Source organism: Streptococcus sp. HMSC077F03 (genome assembly GCF_001812375.1).
Lineage (GTDB): Bacteria > Bacillota > Bacilli > Lactobacillales > Streptococcaceae > Streptococcus > Streptococcus oralis_S.
Genome location: NZ_KV808753.1, coordinates 111831 through 131379 on the forward strand (window position 1 = coordinate 111831; position 19549 = coordinate 131379).

At 41.5% G+C, this 19549-nt stretch carries 18 protein-coding genes; 7 read left to right on the forward strand and 11 right to left on the reverse strand.

Annotation, left to right across the window (positions count from 1 at the left end; all coding sequences use genetic code 11):
* Positions 1 to 4: 4 nt before the first annotated feature.
* Complete coding sequence (gene ruvA, locus HMPREF2853_RS01490; protein WP_000273410.1) at positions 5 to 598, reverse strand: Holliday junction branch migration protein RuvA; 594 nt, start codon at positions 596 to 598, stop codon at positions 5 to 7.
* A gap of 159 nt (positions 599 to 757) precedes the next feature.
* Here ruvA and HMPREF2853_RS01495 point away from each other — a divergent pair, with 159 nt between their 5' ends.
* On the forward strand, positions 758 to 1255 hold the full coding sequence (locus tag HMPREF2853_RS01495) for a helix-turn-helix domain-containing protein (protein WP_049500311.1): 498 nt from the start codon (positions 758 to 760) through the stop codon (positions 1253 to 1255).
* A 152-nt stretch (positions 1256 to 1407) separates the two neighbouring features.
* Here the strand turns inward: HMPREF2853_RS01495 and mutL are convergent, their stop codons facing one another.
* Positions 1408 to 3357 (reverse strand): DNA mismatch repair endonuclease MutL, encoded by a 1950-nt coding sequence (gene mutL, locus HMPREF2853_RS01500; RefSeq protein WP_070534633.1) that lies wholly within the window; start codon positions 3355 to 3357, stop codon positions 1408 to 1410.
* Between the two features lie 313 nt (positions 3358 to 3670).
* Here mutL and HMPREF2853_RS01505 point away from each other — a divergent pair, with 313 nt between their 5' ends.
* On the forward strand, positions 3671 to 4111 hold the full coding sequence (locus tag HMPREF2853_RS01505) for a LytTR family DNA-binding domain-containing protein (RefSeq protein ID WP_049550191.1): 441 nt from the start codon (positions 3671 to 3673) through the stop codon (positions 4109 to 4111).
* The gene (locus HMPREF2853_RS01510; RefSeq protein WP_049500057.1) at positions 4108 to 4566 is read left to right on the forward strand and encodes a DUF3021 domain-containing protein; all 459 of its coding nucleotides are present in this window, start codon (positions 4108 to 4110) and stop codon (positions 4564 to 4566) included. The genes HMPREF2853_RS01505 and HMPREF2853_RS01510 overlap by 4 nt, the downstream gene beginning before the upstream one ends.
* 41 nt (positions 4567 to 4607) lie before the next feature.
* Here HMPREF2853_RS01510 and mutS read toward each other — a convergent pair whose 3' ends face one another.
* Positions 4608 to 7142 (reverse strand): DNA mismatch repair protein MutS, encoded by a 2535-nt coding sequence (gene mutS, locus HMPREF2853_RS01515; protein WP_049500060.1) that lies wholly within the window; start codon positions 7140 to 7142, stop codon positions 4608 to 4610.
* Between the two features lie 50 nt (positions 7143 to 7192).
* Positions 7193 to 7639, reverse strand: a complete 447-nt coding sequence (gene argR / locus HMPREF2853_RS01520) for an arginine repressor (protein ID WP_049500062.1) — start codon at positions 7637 to 7639, stop codon at positions 7193 to 7195.
* Between the two features lie 154 nt (positions 7640 to 7793).
* Here argR and argS point away from each other — a divergent pair, with 154 nt between their 5' ends.
* From argS to HMPREF2853_RS01535, 3 genes are all read left to right on the forward strand, one after another.
* The gene (gene argS, locus HMPREF2853_RS01525; RefSeq protein WP_049500064.1) at positions 7794 to 9485 is read left to right on the forward strand and encodes an arginine--tRNA ligase; all 1692 of its coding nucleotides are present in this window, start codon (positions 7794 to 7796) and stop codon (positions 9483 to 9485) included.
* Between the two features lie 254 nt (positions 9486 to 9739).
* Entirely contained in the window at positions 9740 to 9985 is a 246-nt protein-coding gene (locus HMPREF2853_RS01530) for a hypothetical protein (protein WP_000084865.1), read from the forward strand.
* 198 nt (positions 9986 to 10183) lie between these two features.
* Positions 10184 to 11446 carry an NRAMP family divalent metal transporter gene (locus tag HMPREF2853_RS01535; protein WP_049550190.1) on the forward strand — a complete coding sequence of 421 codons (1263 nt, stop codon included), beginning with the start codon at positions 10184 to 10186 and terminating at the stop codon, positions 11444 to 11446.
* Between the two features lie 81 nt (positions 11447 to 11527).
* Here HMPREF2853_RS01535 and nrdI read toward each other — a convergent pair whose 3' ends face one another.
* The 5 genes from nrdI to HMPREF2853_RS01560 all read right to left on the reverse strand — a co-directional run bounded on the left by nrdI (position 11528) and on the right by HMPREF2853_RS01560 (position 16227).
* Positions 11528 to 11998, reverse strand: a complete 471-nt coding sequence (gene nrdI / locus HMPREF2853_RS01540; RefSeq protein ID WP_044021503.1) for a class Ib ribonucleoside-diphosphate reductase assembly flavoprotein NrdI — start codon at positions 11996 to 11998, stop codon at positions 11528 to 11530.
* Between the two features lie 76 nt (positions 11999 to 12074).
* Complete coding sequence (locus HMPREF2853_RS01545; RefSeq protein WP_070534634.1) at positions 12075 to 12608, reverse strand: ABC transporter permease; 534 nt, start codon at positions 12606 to 12608, stop codon at positions 12075 to 12077.
* Between the two features lie 58 nt (positions 12609 to 12666).
* The gene (locus HMPREF2853_RS01550; protein ID WP_000278921.1) at positions 12667 to 13953 is read right to left on the reverse strand and encodes a response regulator transcription factor; all 1287 of its coding nucleotides are present in this window, start codon (positions 13951 to 13953) and stop codon (positions 12667 to 12669) included.
* An 11-nt stretch (positions 13954 to 13964) separates the two neighbouring features.
* Entirely contained in the window at positions 13965 to 15635 is a 1671-nt protein-coding gene (locus tag HMPREF2853_RS01555) for a sensor histidine kinase (RefSeq protein WP_083306868.1), read from the reverse strand.
* Positions 15613 to 16227: a YesL family protein gene (locus tag HMPREF2853_RS01560; RefSeq protein ID WP_070534635.1), complete on the reverse strand. Its 615-nt coding sequence runs from the start codon at positions 16225 to 16227 to the stop codon at positions 15613 to 15615. Before HMPREF2853_RS01560 ends, HMPREF2853_RS01555 begins: the two co-directional genes overlap by 23 nt.
* A gap of 133 nt (positions 16228 to 16360) precedes the next feature.
* Here HMPREF2853_RS01560 and HMPREF2853_RS01565 point away from each other — a divergent pair, with 133 nt between their 5' ends.
* Positions 16361 to 16930, forward strand: a complete 570-nt coding sequence (locus HMPREF2853_RS01565; RefSeq protein WP_070534636.1) for an MptD family putative ECF transporter S component — start codon at positions 16361 to 16363, stop codon at positions 16928 to 16930.
* Between the two features lie 174 nt (positions 16931 to 17104).
* Here HMPREF2853_RS01565 and dltD read toward each other — a convergent pair whose 3' ends face one another.
* Together dltD and dltB are read right to left on the reverse strand one after the other, a co-directional pair.
* Complete coding sequence (dltD, locus tag HMPREF2853_RS01570) at positions 17105 to 18277, reverse strand: D-alanyl-lipoteichoic acid biosynthesis protein DltD (protein ID WP_070534638.1); 1173 nt, start codon at positions 18275 to 18277, stop codon at positions 17105 to 17107.
* A gap of 47 nt (positions 18278 to 18324) precedes the next feature.
* Positions 18325 to 19479, reverse strand: a complete 1155-nt coding sequence (dltB, locus tag HMPREF2853_RS01575) for a D-alanyl-lipoteichoic acid biosynthesis protein DltB (protein ID WP_001105739.1) — start codon at positions 19477 to 19479, stop codon at positions 18325 to 18327.
* Positions 19480 to 19549 lie beyond the last annotated feature (70 nt).

Below are 19549 nucleotides of genomic sequence, written 5' to 3' on the forward strand. Positions count from 1 at the left end.
TCTCCTATTTTACCAACATCTTAAGGGCAGACTTGATATAGTTCTCAGCTGTATCTGTCGTTCCTTCAAAGAATTTCTTGATTTTCTTAAGCTCGGTTGCCTTGTAGCCCAGTGCCAACATGGCTTCCATGGCTTCTTCCAGTTCTTGGTTTTCAGCGCTGGTTTGCACTGCCACCTTGGCAGGAAGGTCATCACTAGCCACGACTACCTTGCCTTCCAAGTCCAGCACCATCTGTTGGGCTGTTTTCTTACCAATTTTAGGGAACTTGGTCAAGTAGGTGATATTCTTAGTTTCAATCGCCTGAACCAAGCCAGCATTGTCATCGGCAGCGATAATAGCAAGAGCTGATACCGGACCAATCCCAGAAACCGAGATCAGACTAAGAAAGAGCTTCTTCTCATCTTCTGAGCGAAAACCATAAAGCAGATGAGCGTCCTCACGGACAACTTGGTGCACATAAATTTGGGTCTCTTGATTAACCTGACCTGAGTAAGCATAGGGATTGGCTACATGCAAGATATAACCGATACCATTCGCCTCTAGGACAATGTATTTAGCAGTGATTTTGGTAATGATTCCTTTTAAATATTCGTACATAGTTTTTTCTCCATTATTTTGCCTATCTAGTATACCATATTTCCTTAAGACAAACTGCAACAAAAGGTGCAACCTCTGGTTGACAAATAGTACAGGAGATTGTATTCTCATTATAAGTAAAAATTGTTAGGATAGAGGTAGAAAAAGGAGGATAGAATGATGAAACTCGCAGAAAAACTATTTGAACTCAGAAAGGAAAAAGGTTGGTCCCAGGAAAAGCTAGCAGAACAAATCAATGTTTCTCGGCAAAGCATCTCAAAATGGGAGTCTGGTCAAGTCCTTCCAGAAATCGAAAAAATCATTGAATTAAGCAGGATTTTTCAAGTGACAACTGACTATCTACTACTGGATGAAAACTCTGAAAAAGGGGCCTCACAAGTGATCTTGGAAGAAGGCAAGGACAAATACTATAAAGAGGCTAAATCCTATGGTCTCTGGCAAGTGATTTATATTTTCGTCTTGGCTCTGGCTATCTATCTCTTTTTGGCTGGTTCTAGTTTTCCAGCTGAATTCACTGCTTGGATCTGGCTAACCTTCGTTCTCTTGATTGCGTCTGCAGTTGCTATCAACAAGGCTCTCAAAACCAAACAACGTTATCTTGATAAGGTGATTGGTCCTGAGAATCCTTCCAACAAAGACGACTCTACAAAACCTTGAATCACCTAGTTCAGTTTTCACAACACTTTTTATAGGACTGGTCTTGTCAAGCAAGTGTAAACCTCGTGTCAAGTTGCCCATACCCAATCAAAGTTCCCATCTTAGAAAAACTAAAAAGCCTTGTTCAAAAGGAACAATGGCTTTTTGTGTTCTTAATATTTCCCCAACTCACGAAGACTAGTGTGATTTTCCTGAATGCGTCGGAACATCTTTTCCATATCCGACTTGGTGAAATGCACCAAAACAGGACGTCCATGCGGACAGTTATAGGGGTTGTCACATTGAGAAAGCTGATAAAGGAGCTGTCTGGCTGAGTGGTCATCGATACGATGGTTGGCCTTGATAGACCGCTTGCAGGACATCATGATGGCTAGCTCTGCTCGGTATTTCTTGATCGAAACTTCCTTGGTCAAGAGCAGCATGTCGCACATTTCATAGATACCTGACTCAATCTCTTCTTCTGCCATCCAAATAGGATGTTCACGCAGGATGAATTGATTTTCTCCGTACTCTGCTAGAAAGACGCCCGCTTCCTCTAAAAGAGGCATTCTTTCCCTGAGACGAAGGGCATCATCCACTGGGAATTCAAAGATGTAGGGCACTAGGAGTTGTTGCTGACTCTGGTCAACATTGCCGATGCTTTCACGGTATTCCTCGTACTTGACTCGTTCCTGAGCCGCGTGCTGGTCTATGATGTAGAGTCCATCTCGCCCCTGGGCAAAGAGATAGGTCCCGTGCATCTGTCCGAAAAACTCCAACTCTGGGAAGCTGGATGATTCTTCTCTCTCCAGCTTGTCATAAGCCTTATCAAGACTGGCTAAGTCTAACTCCGGATGGTCTAATTGGTCATAGTTAGCAGGCTTTCTCTCTGCAAAATGCAGTTTTGCAGGCTTAGTCAATTGGTCTAAAGTTTCTTTAGCAAACAGGGGTAGGTCCCTACCCTCCTCAGTTAATTCAACCTGGTGGTCAGCCACCTCAGCTTGACTAGGTTTTGAGAGTTCTGTTTTTTCATAGTAAAGCGTATTTTCTTTGAGTGGGAGAATAGTTTGCTCTACCTTTTGACGATTGCGCACGGTCGACTTGGCAAGATTTTCTAAAGCATCAGGAATCAAGGCTTGTTCCTTGAGACTATTTGAAATAGCTTCTGAAAGCAGCGCCATCAGTTCTCTTTCCTTAGAAATCCGCACTTCTTGTTTGGTTGGATGCACATTGACATCAGCTAGATAGGGGTCAATATGGATGTGAATGACAGCCAGTGGAAAACGCCCTACCATAAGCTTGCTTCCGTAACCATCCAAAATAGCACGGTTGAGCAAGAAGTTCTTGATATAACGGCCATTGATGAAGAGGCTGATATAGTTACGGTTGGCTCGGGTTAATTCAGGTAAAGACACAAAACCTGTAATTTCAAAATCTAAGTCAGAGTTCTCAATTTCAATCATCTTCTTGGCACTCGCCAAACCATAAATCCCTGCGATGGCTTGTCGCAGTTGACCAGTTCCAGCTGTTCGTGTCATTTCCTTGCCATCACTAATCAAGCTAAAAGAAATCTCAGGATGGGCTAACCCTAGACGGTTGACAATATCAATGATATGGGATAACTCTGCCTGCTGACTCTTCATATACTTGAGACGAGCTGGTGTATTGAAAAAGAGGTCCTCCACACAAACTTTGGTTCCCACAGGACTAGTCGCTGGGATGACTTCCTCAACTTCACCCCCACGCGCAACGAGCTTGGTCCCATGACTCGCACCATCCACCGCCGTCAACAGAGTCAAGACACTGACAGAAGCGATCGAAGGCAGGGCTTCACCACGAAAACCAAGCGTCCGAATCCGAAAGAGGTCTGCCTGATTTTTTATCTTACTGGTCGCATGACGACGGAGAGCCAATTCCACCTCATCGTGGGCAATTCCATGGCCATTATCTGTGATTTGAATCTTCTTAAGACCAGCTTCCTCGATCTCAATGATAATCTGGCTAGAACCCGCGTCAATGGCATTTTCTACCAGCTCTTTGACTACACTGGCAGGACGTTCAATCACTTCTCCTGCCGCAATCTGGTTTGCCAGTACCTCTGGCAATTCAATAATATGAGACATCTTTCAGCCCCTTTCTGTATCTATTTTCCTAGAAATTGATTAGTGCTATTATACCATATTTCAGATGTTACCAGAAAAAGCAAATACCACATAGACTCCAAATCTCTCCACATAGACAAAAGCTCTTGCCATGGGTCGTAAAATAATGGTATACTCAATAAAAATCAAAGAGCAAACTAGAAAGCTAGGCGCAGACAGTACTTTAGTACGGCAAGACGACGCTGACGTGGTTAGAATTTGATTTTTGAAGAGTATTAATAAAGGTGTACAAGAAGTGAGATTAACCTTGTATAACTGAAAAGGAGGGAAATTTATGAAAGTAGAACTACAGATTAAGGAGACTTACGAGGAGGAAAAGCTGATTGTCCAAACTCCTCAGCCTACCGAAAAAGTCCAGAAAGTCATCGAGTTCGCAGAAAATCTTGACCAAAAAGAAACAATCAAAGGAAAGATTGATGATCAGGTCTATCTAGTTAAGATTGGTAAGATTCAGCGCTTCTATATAGAGAATCGAAAGGTTCTAGCAGAAACTGCATCTCAGACCTATACCATTGATTTGCGTCTCTATCAAGTTCTTGACATTCTGCCGACCACTTTTATCCAAATTTCCCAATCTGAAATCGTCAATATCGATTCCATCTCTCATCTCAAACTCACTCCCAACGGCCTGGTTGAAATTTTCTTAAAAAACGAAAGCTTCACTTACTCTTCACGCCGTTACCTAAAAACCATCAAGGAGAAATTAGAACTATGAAAAAACAAATCTTTCACGATGCAGCCGCTGGTGTACTTATCGGCCTCATCCTCTCTATCCTCTTTTCACTCATTTATGCACCAAATACCTATGCCCCACTAAGTCCCGAGTCTCTTATCGGCCAAGCGATGGCTCAACATCAGGTTCACGGTGCTCTAGTCTTGCTCTACTGTATGGTCATCTGGTCAGCTATCGGTGTTCTCTTTAGCTTTGGCAGCCGCTTATTCAGCCGTGACTGGAGCCTGCTCCGTGCCACACTTTCCCATTTCTTCCTCATGCTGATTGGCTTTGTTCCACTAGCAACTCTGGCTGGTTGGTTCCCCTTCCACTGGACCTTCTATCTCCAGCTCATTCCAGAGTTTGCGATTGTCTACCTCATCATCTGGGCTATTCTCTATAAAAGAGAAGCTAAAAAAGTAGACCACATCAATCAACTTTTGGCCCATAAAAAGTAATAGAGAAAAATCCCACTCACAAAAATGTGAGTGGGATTTTTTTATAACTTTTGTTTGAGCTCAACCAAGACATTCATAGCCTGCATCGGTGTCATATTGTAAACATCCAGTTTAGCTAATTCTGCTAGGATAGGATGCTCTGCAGGGGTATCAAAGAGTGACATCTGTTCAGTAACAGCACTTGTTTCTCTCATTGGAGCAGGACTTTCCGTCTCTTGATTCTCCAGTTGAGTCAATATCTTATCCGCTCTTGATAAAAGTTCTGCTGGTAAGCCAGCAATCTTAGCAACGTGGATACCGTAGGATTTGTCAGCTGGTCCTGGTTCGATCTTGTGAAGGAAGGTAACCTGCCCATCCTGCTCCAAGGTCGCCACATGGACATTGACCAAGTTTTTCAAGCTGGACTCCAGACTGGTCAACTCATGGTAGTGGGTCGCAAAGAGGGTTTTGGCTCCGATATGTTCATGAATGTATTCGATGATGGACTGGGCAAGAGCCATCCCATCATATGTTGCCGTTCCCCGTCCCAATTCATCGAAGAGAATGAGAGAGTTCTTGGTCGCATGCGAAATGGCATTGTTGGCCTCCATCATCTCTACCATGAAGGTTGATTGACCTGAAACCAAGTCATCTGCTGCTCCGATACGGGTAAAGATAGCATCAAAGATCGGCAAATGGGCGCTCTCCGCCGGCACATACGAGCCCAGCTGGGCCATAACCGCAGTCATGGCTAACTGGCGCATGTAGGTTGACTTCCCACTCATGTTGGGCCCTGTAATTAGCTGAATACTCGTATCTTCTGCCATCTGGATACTATTTGGAATATAGGTCTGAGCTCCCATGACCTTTTCGACGACAGCATGGCGCCCTTTCTGGATATTGATTTGTGAATCATCCCCAAACTCTGGTCGAATCAAATGCTGAGTTTCAGCCACAACTGCTAGACTTTGCAAGACATCAACCGTTGCAATTCCTTGGGCTAGAGCCTGCAAACGCTGGATGTACTTGCTGACTTCCTCACGGATACGCATAAAGATTTCATATTCTAGGTTGGCTGACTTCTCACGCGCCTCCAGCATATCCCCCTCGATACGGGCTAACTCCTCTGTCCCAAAGCGTTCCGAGTTTTTCAGTGTTGCCTTGCGGAAAAAGTGGGATGGCACATTTCCCAGTTGCGAATTGGTCACATGGAAATAATAGCCATCTTTTTTATTGTAGTCAATCTTAAGCGTGCTGATGCCAGAGTTTTCTCTCTCCTTAGCCTCAATCTCAGCAATCCAGCTAGTCCCTTCTCTGAGCACACGACGGTACTTGTCTAAGGTCTCATCAAATCCCGTACGGATAATGCCACCTTCCGTAATCACGTGAGGAGCTTCAGGAGCAATGGCAGCACTAATCAAGCTCTCCAACTCAGGAATGGCATCTAACTGTGCGATGAGGTAGGCCAGAGCAGGCTGCTCCATTCCCTCTAAAATCGCTCGAATCCGTGGTACACTAGATAAGGTGGTCGCCAATTGCAAGAGATCCTTTGGATTGGTCTTACCAAAAGAAACCCGACTAGCCAAACGTTCGATGTCATAAACACCCTTGAGGCTATCCGTTAAATCGCTGCGCTCAAAGAAGTGGTCAAGAAAGACCTGCACCACGTCTTGACGTTGGATGATTCGCTCCTTATCAATCAAAGGACGATGGATCCAAGAACGCAAGAGCCGCATGCCCATAGCTGTTTTGGTTTCATCCAAAAGCCAGAAAAGACTCCCTTGCTTCTTGCCTGAACGGGCATTCTCAAGCAAATCCAAACTAGCCTTGGTCGCATAATCCATCTGCAAGAAATCTTTGATTTCATAGCGGATAACTGGTTTGAGGTGGTTCAATTCCCGCATCTGGGTTCGGTGAACATACTGGAGTAGCTTACTAGCTGCCGCTTGCTCCACAGCTGCCAGTCGTGAACCCAATAAATGGATGTCCTCAAAACCTTCTTTCTCATAGGAAATCACCAGATTCATCTGACGACTTAGAATTTGTTCTTCTTCCTCAGGCAAGTCATAACCCAGCACCACTTCACGAGCCTTGAGATTGCGAATTTCCCCACAAACCAACGTGAAATCTAGTAGACCTGTCACATAGAAATCACCCGTCACCAAATCCATATAAGCCAGACCAAACTGATTGCCATCACGATCTAAGGAAACCAAGAAATTATTCTGACTATCCGACTTACTGCTATCAACGACCGTTCCAGGTGTGATGACCTGGACCACCTCTCGCTTGACAACCCCCACTGCTTGTTTGGGATCTTCCATCTGTTCTGCAATGGCAACTTTATAGCCCTGCTCAATCAGAACATCGATGTACTGCTGGGCAGAATGATAGGGGACGCCCGCCATTGGTATCGGATTTTCTGCATTTTTATTCCGACTCGTTAAGGAAATTTCTAAAATTTGTGCTGCATTAATTGCATCTTCATAGAACAACTCGTAAAAATCACCCATTCGAAAAAGCAAAAAAGCATCTGGGTATTGTTTCTTAATATCCACATACTGTTGCATGCCGGGTGATAGCTTTTCTGTTGCCATTTTTCGTCTCTCCTTGCTAAAAATAAGTCTTGAGAGCAACTCCCAAGACCTTATTTATCTTTCATCAAATCTAGCAAACGATCTTCCATCAGCTTGGCAACGTGCTGGTCTCGACAAATAACCAATAAGGTATTAGCACCAGCAACCGTTCCTAAAATCCATTCATCCTTGTTTGCATCTACAATGTTTGCTAAGACTGCAGCTTCCCCAAGTTTGGTATGCAGTACCAAGGTGAACTCTGCTCTTGCAACACCTTCTAAATGATGAGACAAAAACTCAACTAAATCAATCTTATCTGTCTCATTTGCTAGTACATAATACACCATATCATTTTTCTTAACCTTGGTCAAGCCGATTTCACGCAAATCACGCGACAAAGTCGTTTGTGTCACATAAACATTACGAGCTTCTAAACGATCTTGAATCTCTTTTTGTGTCCCAAGTTTTTCTTCAGCGATCATCTTTTTAATCAACTGATGCCGTTCTCTTTTTCTCATATTATCCTCTTAAGCGAATATTTATAACAAATTTTACATTTATTTTATAACTATATTATACCAAAAAAAATAGATAATTCAAAAAAATTCTTTTCTTTCTCAAAAAATGTAGTAAATTGTGTTAAAATAGTAAAAAAGCCCAAAAGGAGCCCTTATGAATACAAAAGAATTGATTGCTAGCGAGTTGGCTAGCGTCATTGATAGTCTGGACCAAGAGGCTATTTTAAATTTACTGGAAACACCTAAAAACTCAGAAATGGGAGACATCGCCTTCCCTGCCTTTTCTCTAGCAAAGGTCGAGCGTAAAGCTCCTCAAATGATTGCAACAGATATTGCTGAAAAAATCAATAGTCAAGCCTTTGAAAAGGTTGTTGCTACTGGACCTTACGTCAACTTTTTCCTTGATAAATCTGCTATTTCGGCTCAAGTATTACAGGATGTTATTACTGAGAAAGAGCACTATGCTGACCAAACCATTGGCAAGCAAGAAAATGTCGTTATTGATATGTCTAGTCCCAACATCGCAAAACCATTCTCTATTGGGCACTTGCGTTCAACAGTTATCGGAGATAGCTTGTCACATATTTTCCAAAAAATCGGCTATCAAACGGTCAAGGTCAATCATTTAGGAGACTGGGGCAAACAGTTTGGAATGTTGATCGTTGCCTACAAGAAATGGGGAAATGAGGAGGCCGTTAAAGCGCATCCAATCGATGAACTTCTTAAGCTCTACGTTCGCATCAATGCTGAAGCTGAAAAAGATCCTAGCTTGGACGAAGAAGCACGCGAATGGTTCCGTAAACTGGAAAATGGAGATGAGGAAGCCCTCGCTCTCTGGCAATGGTTCCGTGATGAAAGTTTAGTGGAATTCAACCGCCTTTACAATGAATTGCAAGTCGAATTTGACAGCTACAACGGAGAAGCCTTTTACAATGATAAGATGGATGCTGTTGTAGACATTCTCGCTGAAAAAGGACTTCTTGTTGAGTCAGAGGGAGCCCAAGTTGTCAATCTTGAGAAATATGGAATTGAACATCCAGCCCTTATCAAAAAATCTGATGGTGCAACTCTCTATATCACACGTGACTTGGCTGCAGCCCTCTACCGTAAAAACGAATACCAATTTGCAAAATCCATCTATGTTGTTGGTCAAGAGCAATCTGCCCACTTCAAACAACTCAAGGCAGTACTACAAGAGATGGGCTACGATTGGAGCCAAGACATTGTCCATGTTCCGTTTGGATTGGTAACAAAAGAAGGGAAAAAACTCTCTACTCGTAAAGGAAATGTCATCTTGCTAGAGCCTACTATTGCAGAGGCTGTTAGTCGTGCCAAGGCCCAAATCGAAGCGAAAAATCCTGAGTTAGAAAATAAAGACCAGGTTGCCCACGCTGTTGGAGTCGGGGCTATCAAGTTCTATGATCTTAAGACCGACCGTACAAATGGATATGACTTCGACCTTGAAGCTATGGTATCCTTTGAAGGGGAAACTGGACCTTACGTTCAATACGCCTACGCTCGTATCCAATCTATCTTGCGCAAAGCTGATTTCAAACCAGATACAGCTGGCAACTACAGCCTGAAGGATGCTGAAAGCTGGGAAATCATTAAACTACTCCAAGACTTCCCACGCATTATCAATCGTGCAGCAGATAATTTTGAACCTTCTATCATTGCGAAATTTGCGATTAGTTTGGCTCAAGCTTTTAACAAGTACTATGCACATACACGTATTCTAGATGAAAGTCCTGAGCGCGACAGCCGTCTGGCCCTCAGCTACGCAACCGCAGTCGTCCTCAAAGAAGCTCTTCGTTTGCTCGGAGTAGAAGCGCCAGAGAAGATGTAAATCGCCAAAGTTACTTGATTGCGGAGCAATCTAAGTAACTAACGCCAAATCCTATTCGGACTTTGGCTAGGCGCTTCACTAATTCACCTAACCAAATAATATCGATTTGGTTAGGCTCATGTCGTAATCTTTTAAATTACTTGAAAGCAATCCGAACGATTGAGCAAAATAACATTTATATTTTGTTCGGCATTGTAGCATTTCAATGAAACAATTTATTCACTTTTACTATTTATCACACTGGGAGATTCCTTATGAGCCAATATGCTTATATCCTCGTTGTACTTAGCTTGGTTTTCCTTTTTCTGCTCAATAAGTACGAGAAGGAAAGACTTCAAAGACTCTACCAAGAGCAACTCTTGAAGGACGAGACATTTAGGTCTGACATTAAAGAGAAAATTCACACGACTGAAAATATCAATGATGTCATTGCACATATCAATAAAACTTACCATCTGGGAATGTTGCTCTCAAAAGACGTTACAGATCAATTGAAATAATCAAAATCCGAGAAGCTTTCTTCTCGGATTTTTTAGTCTTAACCATATTCTCCTTGGAGAAATTTCATTAATGCATGTAAAGTTTTCTGTAATTTTCTGTATTTTTTCAAAATATTCTTGCATTTCCTTTACGTTTTTTGTAGAATAGTAGCTATCTATTCAGATTATTCTGAAAATTCAAAAATAGGAGTGTTTATTATGTCACAAGTTACGTTATCAAACCAGTCAACCTGGGCAAGCAAACTAAAGGCAATGGGGCCAGGAATCCTAATGGCTTCTGCAGCCGTTGGAGGTTCTCACATCGTATCCTCCACTCAAGCTGGTGGTTCTTATGGTTGGTCACTACTCCTCTTGGTTATCTTGGCCAATGTTTTTAAATATCCATTTTTCCGTTTTGGTGCCGAATATACTGCCGACACTGGCAAAACCTTGGTGGAAGGTTATGCCGAAAAAGGAAAACTCTATCTCTGGATTTTCTTTGTCCTCAACGTCTTCTCTGCCATGGTTAATACAGCTGGAGTCGCTATCCTTTGCTCAGCTATCATCGCTAGCGCTTTTCCAATGATTGGTCTTAGCATCACTCAATGGTCCCTTATCCTTGTTGCAGTCATTTGGGCCATGCTACTCTTTGGTGGCTACAAACTATTGGATGGTATGGCAAAATGGATCATGTCTGCTTTGACCATTGCAACAGTTCTTGCAGTTATTATTGCAGCAATTAAACATCCAGAATACAGCTCTGATTTTGTCGAAAAGACACCTTGGCAAATGGCGGCCCTCCCTTTCATCGTTTCCCTCTTAGGATGGATGCCTGCTCCTATTGAGATTTCTGCCATCAATTCACTCTGGTCTGCTGAAAAGAAAAAGACTGTCAACTTTAATACAGAGGACGCCCTTTTCGACTTTAACGTTGGTTACATTGGAACTGCTATCCTGGCTGTATTCTTCGTGGCACTTGGAGCACTGATTCAATATCCTACAGGACAAGCAGTTGAAGCCGCTTCAGCCAAATACATCTCTCAATTCGTGGGTATGTATGCCTCTGTTCTTGGAGAATGGTCCCGTTATTTGATCACCTTTATCGCCTTTCTTTGTATCTTTGGAACGGTCATCACCGTTATCGATGGCTACTCTCGTGTCAATCAGGAATCGCTGCGACTCTTAATTCGGCAAAAAGAGGATTCTCGCAAATCTTTGAACATCTGGATGACCCTCACAGCTATTATCGGTATCGTCATCATCAAGTTCTTTGCTGGACAAGTTTCCACCATGCTTCGCTTTGCCATGATCGGTTCTTTCCTGACAACACCATTCTTCGCTCTTTTGAACTATGTATTGGTGACACGTGAGAATAAAAATCTTCCTTCTTGGCTAAAACTCCTCGCTATCGCAGGATTGATTTTCCTCTTTGGCTTTGCTATTTTCTTTATCTATGCACTTGCCATCGGAAAAGCAGGATAGTTTATAAAATGGCACCCTTACGGGGTGCTTTTTGCATACACAAAAAGCAGTTGAAAATCTCAACTGCCCCTCAGAACTACTTTATTTTTCTGTCTCTAACTCATACAAGTCTGCAATGATTGCTGCGACTTTTTTAATATCTCCCAGCATACCACGCATTTCAAAGTCTGCTAGGACCGGGAAGCCAAAGCGCTGGCTATACTGCTTGGCTGTCAGGCAGTATTGATTGTTAAAATTGCGGTTACCGGAACCCACTACCCCAAAACACTTACTAGCATTGGCTCCATAAGCAATAAAGTCGCCCACTGGAGTCGTTAGAATTTCAACATCGCCGTTATCAACGCCATTTCCACCTTCCAGATAGGTCGGCAAGAAAGCGACATAGGGATGTTCCATTTCAAAGAATTCTTGGCCTTCCTTGACCAAATCCTTGATATGGATTTTTTGGACCTCAATTCCCTCATACTGAGACAAGAGATAGTCCTTGAGTCGGGTTACAAAACTCTCTGTATTCCCACTCAGACTGATATACACTAGGGATATTTTTTTCATGTTGACCTCTATTTTTTGTTTACGATTTAAAAAGAACTACCAAGATTGTAACTTGATAGTTCTTTTTTGTCAATACTTAGGCAACTTCTTCTGCTTCGACTTCTTCGGCCAAATCTTTTTGTTGGCGCCACATCTTGTAAAAGACTAAGGCTAAAAAGAGAACATTGATAATGATGAACAAAATATTCGTTCCTTGTGCAAATGCTCCCATTCCTAGGCCGAGGGTAGAATCTTTGATTAATTGAACCGCATCTTGAACGTTCATATAGCTATAAACCAAACCAACAATCGCTAGTAGAACATAGCCGATATAAGCATAGTTTGCGAATTGCACATTTTTACGTACTAGAAATACAAAGGCTACTACAACTAAAATAGCAGATAAAACAATCAAAACTACATTAAAAATTGAGTGCGATGATGCTGTTACTTGGTAAGTATAGTTGACTGTGTCTTCTAATTGCTGAGCAGTAAGCGTCCCGCTATTCGCCAGGCTAGCACGAAGCACATCTTTACTTGGCAATGGACTCAAGATTCCAAATAATGACATAGATGAAATGAGGGCTGATAAGACTAACAAAACCCAAAGATAAATAGGATTCTTTTTCATGTTTTCCTCCAAAAGATATTTTGAACATTATAGCATTTTTTGTACAGGAATACAACTTTTACAAGCTAGTTTCAACTTGTTTCCGATAAGCTTTCGGTGATTTTCCGCACAATTTACGGAAAACCTTATAGAAATATCCAACATTACTATAGCCAACTGCATAGCAAATATCTTCGATGCTATCACTGGTCGAAAGTAAGAGTTGCTGCGCTGCCTTAATTCGCTGTTTATTGAGCAATTCCGCAAAGGTTGAGTTGGTTTCCCTCTTGATTAGCTGACCGAGATAGACAGGATTGATAAAGAGATCCTTGCTAATATCCTTAAGTGAGAGCTCTTTCTGATAATCACGCCCAATCACCTCCAGAACGCTCACCACATTTTCATTCATGCGATACTGGCCAAAGAACTTGGTCAAGGTTTCTTTGATATAGGCAACCAATTCTTCAAAGGTGTTAATGGCATGGATAGCTTTGACAATCTCGGTCATATCATCTGCTTTTAGGTGTTCAAACAAATGAAAGACATCCATGACAAACTGGGTAAAGAGCTGCTTCGTGATAGCCACGCGCGGGGTATTCTCCAAGACGACCTTCTCTAGCAAGGTTAATTCTTCGATGATTTGATTGATATTCCCTTGGATAATCACCCGATAAATCGGCTCATAATAAGCAAACAAACTCTCGGATTTTTCTAGATTGACTGAACCGTAGAAAAGGGCTTTTTCAGCGTTGATCTTCCAATTCTCAAAGGACTGCTGGTAGGGTGCTTCAAATGGTGTCACGACGATGCCATCGAGCGGTTGATCAGAGATGAAAATCTGCCAGTCTTGCCCCAAAACATAGTAAGGAATGGTGAAAGAACCCTGCTTTTCCTTGGATAGACCAATCCACCAGCTGTCTTTACCTGATAGGTAGTTCGTAAATCCTGTCTCATCCAATTCTTGACTGAGGGTCTGACTTTGCTCCACCTTTTCCTGAAGCTGTTGCGCAATTTTTTCTAATAAATTGCCCAACTCCACCTTGTCTACTGGCTTGACCAGATAATCCACGACACTAAGGTTCATGGCTTTTTTAACGTACTCAAACTCCTGATAACCAGACAGCAAGATATAATAGGTATCTGGAAGTAGCTCTTTCATTTCCCTAATCATCTCAAGTCCGGTCTTATCTGGCATGTTGACATCGGAAATGACCACATCTACTGGATTTTTCTTAACATAGTCCAAAGCATCATCTGCGTGATTAGCTGTTGCGACGACTTGCATATCCCATTTTTCAAAGGGGATTAATCGCTTGAGCCCCTCTGTCACCATGTACTCATCGTCTACTAATAAAACTTTATACATTTCTACCCTTTCTATTCATCCTGGATAGTGATATGGTAACGAACACCCTCTTGCTCAGCTGACTCTACACTGATTTGGTAGCGATCCCCAAAGTAGAGAACAAAGCGTTCGTGTACATTTACTATTCCAATTGATTGCCGCTCTCCACTATAGCTTACCTCGTGTTCAAAACTTCGCTGAGCTAATTTTTCTTGCAAGCTAGCTAGTTTCTCAGCAGGCATTCCTCGACCATTGTCTTCCACTAGGATCTCAACGAAGCCTTGGCCCTTAAAGGCTTTGATACTAATGACATTATCCGTTCTGCGATGGTCAACACCATGGGCAAAGTAGTTTTCTACTAATGGTTGGAGTGTAAATTTTGGAATCCTCATTTCTTCCAATTCTGGTGCAATCTTGAAACCATAAGCAATGGATTTAGGATAACGTACCATACAGAGATAGCTATATTTTCGGCAAAATTCCAACTCCTGCTTCAAGGTCGTTTCCCGCTCGTCGGAGATATTGTTGCGTAACAAGCTACTAAATTCATAGATAATATCTGCCAGTTCATCCTGACTTTGCATGACAGCATACATCCGTATAAACTCCAGAGTATTGTACATAAAGTGAGGATTGATCTGAGCTTGCAGGGCTCGCATATTGGCATCTTTTTGACTGAGCTCTAGCTGATATATATCGTGAATATTTTTTTCCAGGCGATCCAACATATCATTGGTTGTTTCTGCAATGAGAAGCAATTCTTGGTCTTTTTCAGAGGTATCGATTCGAAGGCCTTCTTCCCCTTGAGCAATCACCTCGATCGAATCTACTAGATCTACGACCTGCTTTTGGTAATTTGAAAAAGTCTGTCTAAGGGTCACGTACAAAATGATGATAAAGAGGATACTTAGCCCAATAATAACAGCAGAACTCGTCAAAGTTCCTGTAAGAACAAAATTTTTAGGAACAGCAACTCGAACCTGATAACCGTGAGAGGTGACACCTACAAACCAGTTTTCTCGCTCGGCTGAGACCTTCTCCCCAATATGGAACATCTCAGTCTCAAAAGGCGAAGTTACTGTTACAGCCATTGGGATATGACCCCTTGTATTGTCAATAGCGCCATGTAAAACATCTGGGGATAGAGAGATATAGATCACTCCTAAATCCTTGTCAGACACAGGATCGGAAACGGGAATGGCAAAACTATTGGCTGTCGGCTTAAAACTCTCCGCAAGAATTTTCTCTCCACTACGTTTCTCTCTAGTCGAAACATAGACTTCCTTGTAGTCCTGAAGAACAATGGCCACTCCAGTCACAAAATCATTCCGAACATAGAGGTCATCAATATTTTCATACAAGGAAACCGAGATATAAGGTGAAGTTTTACGCTCTAATTGCCAATAGAAATAGTCTGGGGTGCTAAGACTGAAATACTTGTAAATCCCTTCAATTCGGGCTTGATTTTCAACCAAAGACTGAGCGAGTTGAGTTGACTCTCTGTGATAATATTCCACTTCACTCACTGTCCGAGTGGTCACACGTTCTGCAACCCTTTGGGCCTCTTTCTCACGCGAGTCCCAGTCAGCATACGATAGCATAATCGCAAAACTGGCAATGACCACGATCATAACCAAACTATAAATCCGTAAAAGAGAGTGAAGCCAAAACTGCTTCATTCTATTTTGTCGCCAATTTTTCATGGATACTTTCATAAATAGGTTCCAACATATCACTGATAAAGAAATGCCACATTCCAATTCCTACAAAAAAGAGCAAGGCAGGCATATAATAACCAACTCCTACAAGGAGAGCGGACCCGAGTAAAACCTTGGCAATCGCAGGTAGGCTCATAAAAATCCCAATAAGGGATAGTTTCAAGGTATTTTGGTAGGATAAATCAAAGTACACCTGAAGTTTCAAGGAAACAGTATAGGCTAGAAAGACAAGAGCAACTACAAGGACATTGAGAAAGGTCGCCAAGAGGTGGAAAATCGTCTGGTGGGGCAATTGAACTAGAAGATACAAACCATAAACTAGGACAAGATCAACAAACACAAAACTATAGAAAGCCAGATTGCTCTTGATAAAATTACTCTTATACAATTCCCAAGCTTCCTTCAAATGGTAGGCTCGATAGGTATAACCATGCTCCGCATACAAACTCATCAGGGTGGCACTAGCTGGTGCCAAACCAAAGACCACTCCTCCTGCTAGTGTTAATAGCCAGAAATAAGCCGTCGCCATCATTCCCAAAAAGATACGATTAAAGACGAATTCTAGAAATTTTCCCATGCTACTCTCCTTAAACTAACGATGTAACTATTATATCATATTTCAAGCGTTTTCAAAAATATAGAACTCCCATTTACAATCCTCAAAAAGCGTGATACAATTGGTTTTGTTAATTCGCATCAAGGAGATTCTCATGAAGAAAAATATCTTAACCACCCTCTTGGTCGCCGTCCTCTACTTTCTCTGTGTAGGGATTGGAGTCTTCCTAGGACACCTGGTCGATCAAACAGGCAATATGTTCTACGCACCTGCCTTTTCTGCCCTTGTCGGTGGCAGTGTCTATATGCTTCTTTTGGCGAAGGTCCCTCGTTTTGGTGCTATCACCACTCTAGGACTTTTTATGGCACTTTTCTTCCTAGCTAGCAAGCATGGCGCTGGTGCCTTTCTCCCAGGACTCGCCTGTGGTCTTGCAGCAGATGCCATCGCTCGTCTCGGAAACTACAAAGACCGAATCAAAAACACCCTCTCCTTCCTCGTCTTTGCTTTTAGCACAAGTGGCCCTATCTTCCTCATGTGGATCCGTCCCAAAGCTTACGTGGCTACCTTACTTGCGCGTGGGAAATCCCAAGAATACATCGACCGTATCATGGTCGCTCCAGAGTTGGACAAAATCCTTCTCTTTGTTTCAAGCATCATCCTAGGTGCCTTGATTGGTGCTGTGGTTGGGCAATTTCTAAGTCAAAAAATAGCTGATAAACTATAAGGTAAAAGCCCTGAAGACTAGCAATGCCTAGTTCCAGGGCCTTTTTGTATACAATCTTAGAATTCACTATAGATAAATTCTTGAATATTCGAAAAATCGGTCACAAAACAGTAGATCACGATGCTCAAGATGACCGTATAGAAAAATAGTGTCCACAAGATTAAACGATGTGTGTTAGTTAGCCTGGTTTGCAAATTTGTAAAGTTCTTTTTCAACTTCCATCCATCCTTTCACTCCAACGTGCATCACGTCAAATAAAAAGTAATCATCATACTCTCTGTTTCCATAGTTTAATACGGTTGCACCATGGCTTTTTGCGACATCTTCTATTTTTTTATAAGTTTTTTCCCGCATCTCTCTTGAGACACCAGTGTAGTCATTCCATTTCCCGTTTACTGGGAAAATAATAACCTCAACTTCAATTCCCAATTCTTTGGCAACTGTCAAGAAGAGTTCCATATCTGAATATTCTGGTGACTCCAGATAGCTCAAATCTTTATTAGAATCTTTCAGCGATGCGTAGCGGTCTTTTAAGTAAGTATTGTAGTAGTTATTATCAACAGCATAGTCATTATTGTCTGTTTTCTTTTTGACCTCTTCCACAAACTGATCCGTCATCTTTTCCCAATCATAGTCTGGGGTTTTGTCTCCTAGTGAAGGATAATCTGATTTCTCATGATTTTCATAAAATTTTCGTTTGAGCTTAAAGGAATACATCGCGTTCTCAAACTCTAATAGTTTTTTATCAACAATGGTTCCTTTTCCATCTATGAAATAACTTTTGTATTTTTTGTAGATGTCGTTTTGTTGCTTGTTTCCTTTGGTAATCTCGATAATGCGATTGATTAGTTTTTCTTTCGTTTCTTTACTAATCTTGTCATTATCTAGCATGTGGAAAATATGTTCCTGAGAAGCCTTATTCAAAAAGGCATCTTGATGGGTCCCATCTTTTTCAAACCACTGAACCGACTCTACTATAGCCACTTTTCGCTTACTCATAGACCCTTCAATAGAGGCTAAAGTAGAGGCTTGAATGATATTTTGAGAATAACTGGTCCCAATCTGCATGATATTAAAATCGTTGTAGTTAAAAATTTTATTTGGATGATAGTCTTCATTTATCGTTGCAACCAACTCTGAGGAACCCATTAGAACCAGTGTATTGGGGGTGATATTGCTTGTTAGAATATCTCTACTTTTATACTTTTCATATGAAGTGCTGTAACGAATACTGTTATCCTTGACTTTATAATAATCATCAATCGTCTTGACATACGTCACATTTAAAAGGGCAAGCGTCGCAATTACGAGCACAAGCGATAGTAAAAATGCTTTTAATTTAATCATCTCGTTTTATCCTATCCCTTCGATCTGTCCGATTTCTTCTCAATCTCTTATCTCTTTAAAGTCGTCAGTAAGATTTTATAGGGTTCACCTGAAAAGATAAAGAAACCAACCATAACCAAATTCATGGTCACAAACCAACTTAGTAGCTTATACCATTTTTTGTTTTTATTTTTCTTATAAAAATTGCTTTTCTTTTGATACACTTCAAATCCAGCCATCAAGACACCATGGTAAAAACCATAGACAATGTAACTAACACTGAGACCATGCCAAAAACCCATGACCAACATATTGACCATATAGGCATAGGTTGCATTGTGTAGTCTATTTTTAAACCATTTTTTCCTGATAACCTGCATCAATACTCTTGAAAATACAAAATCTCTCAACCAGGTCGACAAGGTGATATGCCATCTAGTCCAGAAATCTTTGATATCGACACTCAAGAAAGGTTTGTTAAAGTTCATCGGTGTCTGAATACCTAGAATATTACTACTTCCAACGGCCATTAGACTATAGCCTGCAAAGTCAAAGAACAGATACAAGGTATAGAGGTACATATACTTGATTGAGTAAACGACTGCGCCCGTATTATTTAGAGCGAGTAACATCTGGTAAACATAGGTTGATAAAACAATCTTGTAAAGAAGGCCTAGAACGATACGATACACACCGTCCCCTGCTAATTCTAGATACTCTTTTCGGGGCATGACCTCGTTTATCTCTTTTAAAAATCTCCTACTCCGATCAATTGGACCAGCACTAACTGTTGGGAAAAAGAGCAAAAACTGTAGATAATCTTTTACACTGATATTTTCTTTGATTAAGCCATCCGATATCTCTAGCATGATCTGAATGGTCTTAAAGGACATGTAAGAAATTCCAATAAAGGCCAACAAATGCAGAGAAGTCAGGGCAAAGACTTTATTGATCACCAAAGGAAGAATGGAAAGGAAAACCAGTGGTTTCAGCCACTTTGCCTCTATCCTCTGTGCTAGAAAAACCAGAAAATATTGGTAGACGATAAAGGCGAGCAAATAGACAATCATCGCTCGGCTCTTACCATAGATAGCTCCTGCAAATAAGAGGGAGAGCGCCAAAATATAGTAGTCCTTACGTTTTTCAAAAAAGTTTACCACAAAACCAATCAGTAAAACTACAAATAAGAGAAGGAAAAACTCATTCCCCTCGAAATAATTCATACCAGCCAAACTCCTTTACATTATCATCCCTTCTATAGCAAACTTTCTGATTTGCTAATTGGGGACCTTT

What these genes read in the sequence shown, in the direction of transcription:
- ruvA (WP_000273410.1), bottom strand. Translation starts at nt 598, where the DNA reads ATGTACGAATATTTAAAAGGAATCATTACCAAAATCACTGCTAAATAC.
- HMPREF2853_RS01495 (WP_049500311.1), top strand. Translation starts at nt 758, where the DNA reads ATGAAACTCGCAGAAAAACTATTTGAACTCAGAAAGGAAAAAGGTTGG.
- mutL (WP_070534633.1), bottom strand. Translation starts at nt 3,357, where the DNA reads ATGTCTCATATTATTGAATTGCCAGAGGTACTGGCAAACCAGATTGCG.
- HMPREF2853_RS01505 (WP_049550191.1), top strand. Translation starts at nt 3,671, where the DNA reads ATGAAAGTAGAACTACAGATTAAGGAGACTTACGAGGAGGAAAAGCTG.
- HMPREF2853_RS01510 (WP_049500057.1), top strand. Translation starts at nt 4,108, where the DNA reads ATGAAAAAACAAATCTTTCACGATGCAGCCGCTGGTGTACTTATCGGC.
- mutS (WP_049500060.1), bottom strand. Translation starts at nt 7,142, where the DNA reads ATGGCAACAGAAAAGCTATCACCCGGCATGCAACAGTATGTGGATATT.
- argR (WP_049500062.1), bottom strand. Translation starts at nt 7,639, where the DNA reads ATGAGAAAAAGAGAACGGCATCAGTTGATTAAAAAGATGATCGCTGAA.
- argS (WP_049500064.1), top strand. Translation starts at nt 7,794, where the DNA reads ATGAATACAAAAGAATTGATTGCTAGCGAGTTGGCTAGCGTCATTGAT.
- HMPREF2853_RS01530 (WP_000084865.1), top strand. Translation starts at nt 9,740, where the DNA reads ATGAGCCAATATGCTTATATCCTCGTTGTACTTAGCTTGGTTTTCCTT.
- HMPREF2853_RS01535 (WP_049550190.1), top strand. Translation starts at nt 10,184, where the DNA reads ATGTCACAAGTTACGTTATCAAACCAGTCAACCTGGGCAAGCAAACTA.
- nrdI (WP_044021503.1), bottom strand. Translation starts at nt 11,998, where the DNA reads ATGAAAAAAATATCCCTAGTGTATATCAGTCTGAGTGGGAATACAGAG.
- HMPREF2853_RS01545 (WP_070534634.1), bottom strand. Translation starts at nt 12,608, where the DNA reads ATGAAAAAGAATCCTATTTATCTTTGGGTTTTGTTAGTCTTATCAGCC.
- HMPREF2853_RS01550 (WP_000278921.1), bottom strand. Translation starts at nt 13,953, where the DNA reads ATGTATAAAGTTTTATTAGTAGACGATGAGTACATGGTGACAGAGGGG.
- HMPREF2853_RS01555 (WP_083306868.1), bottom strand. Translation starts at nt 15,635, where the DNA reads ATGAAAAATTGGCGACAAAATAGAATGAAGCAGTTTTGGCTTCACTCT.
- HMPREF2853_RS01560 (WP_070534635.1), bottom strand. Translation starts at nt 16,227, where the DNA reads ATGGGAAAATTTCTAGAATTCGTCTTTAATCGTATCTTTTTGGGAATG.
- HMPREF2853_RS01565 (WP_070534636.1), top strand. Translation starts at nt 16,361, where the DNA reads ATGAAGAAAAATATCTTAACCACCCTCTTGGTCGCCGTCCTCTACTTT.
- dltD (WP_070534638.1), bottom strand. Translation starts at nt 18,277, where the DNA reads ATGATTAAATTAAAAGCATTTTTACTATCGCTTGTGCTCGTAATTGCG.
- dltB (WP_001105739.1), bottom strand. Translation starts at nt 19,479, where the DNA reads ATGAATTATTTCGAGGGGAATGAGTTTTTCCTTCTCTTATTTGTAGTT.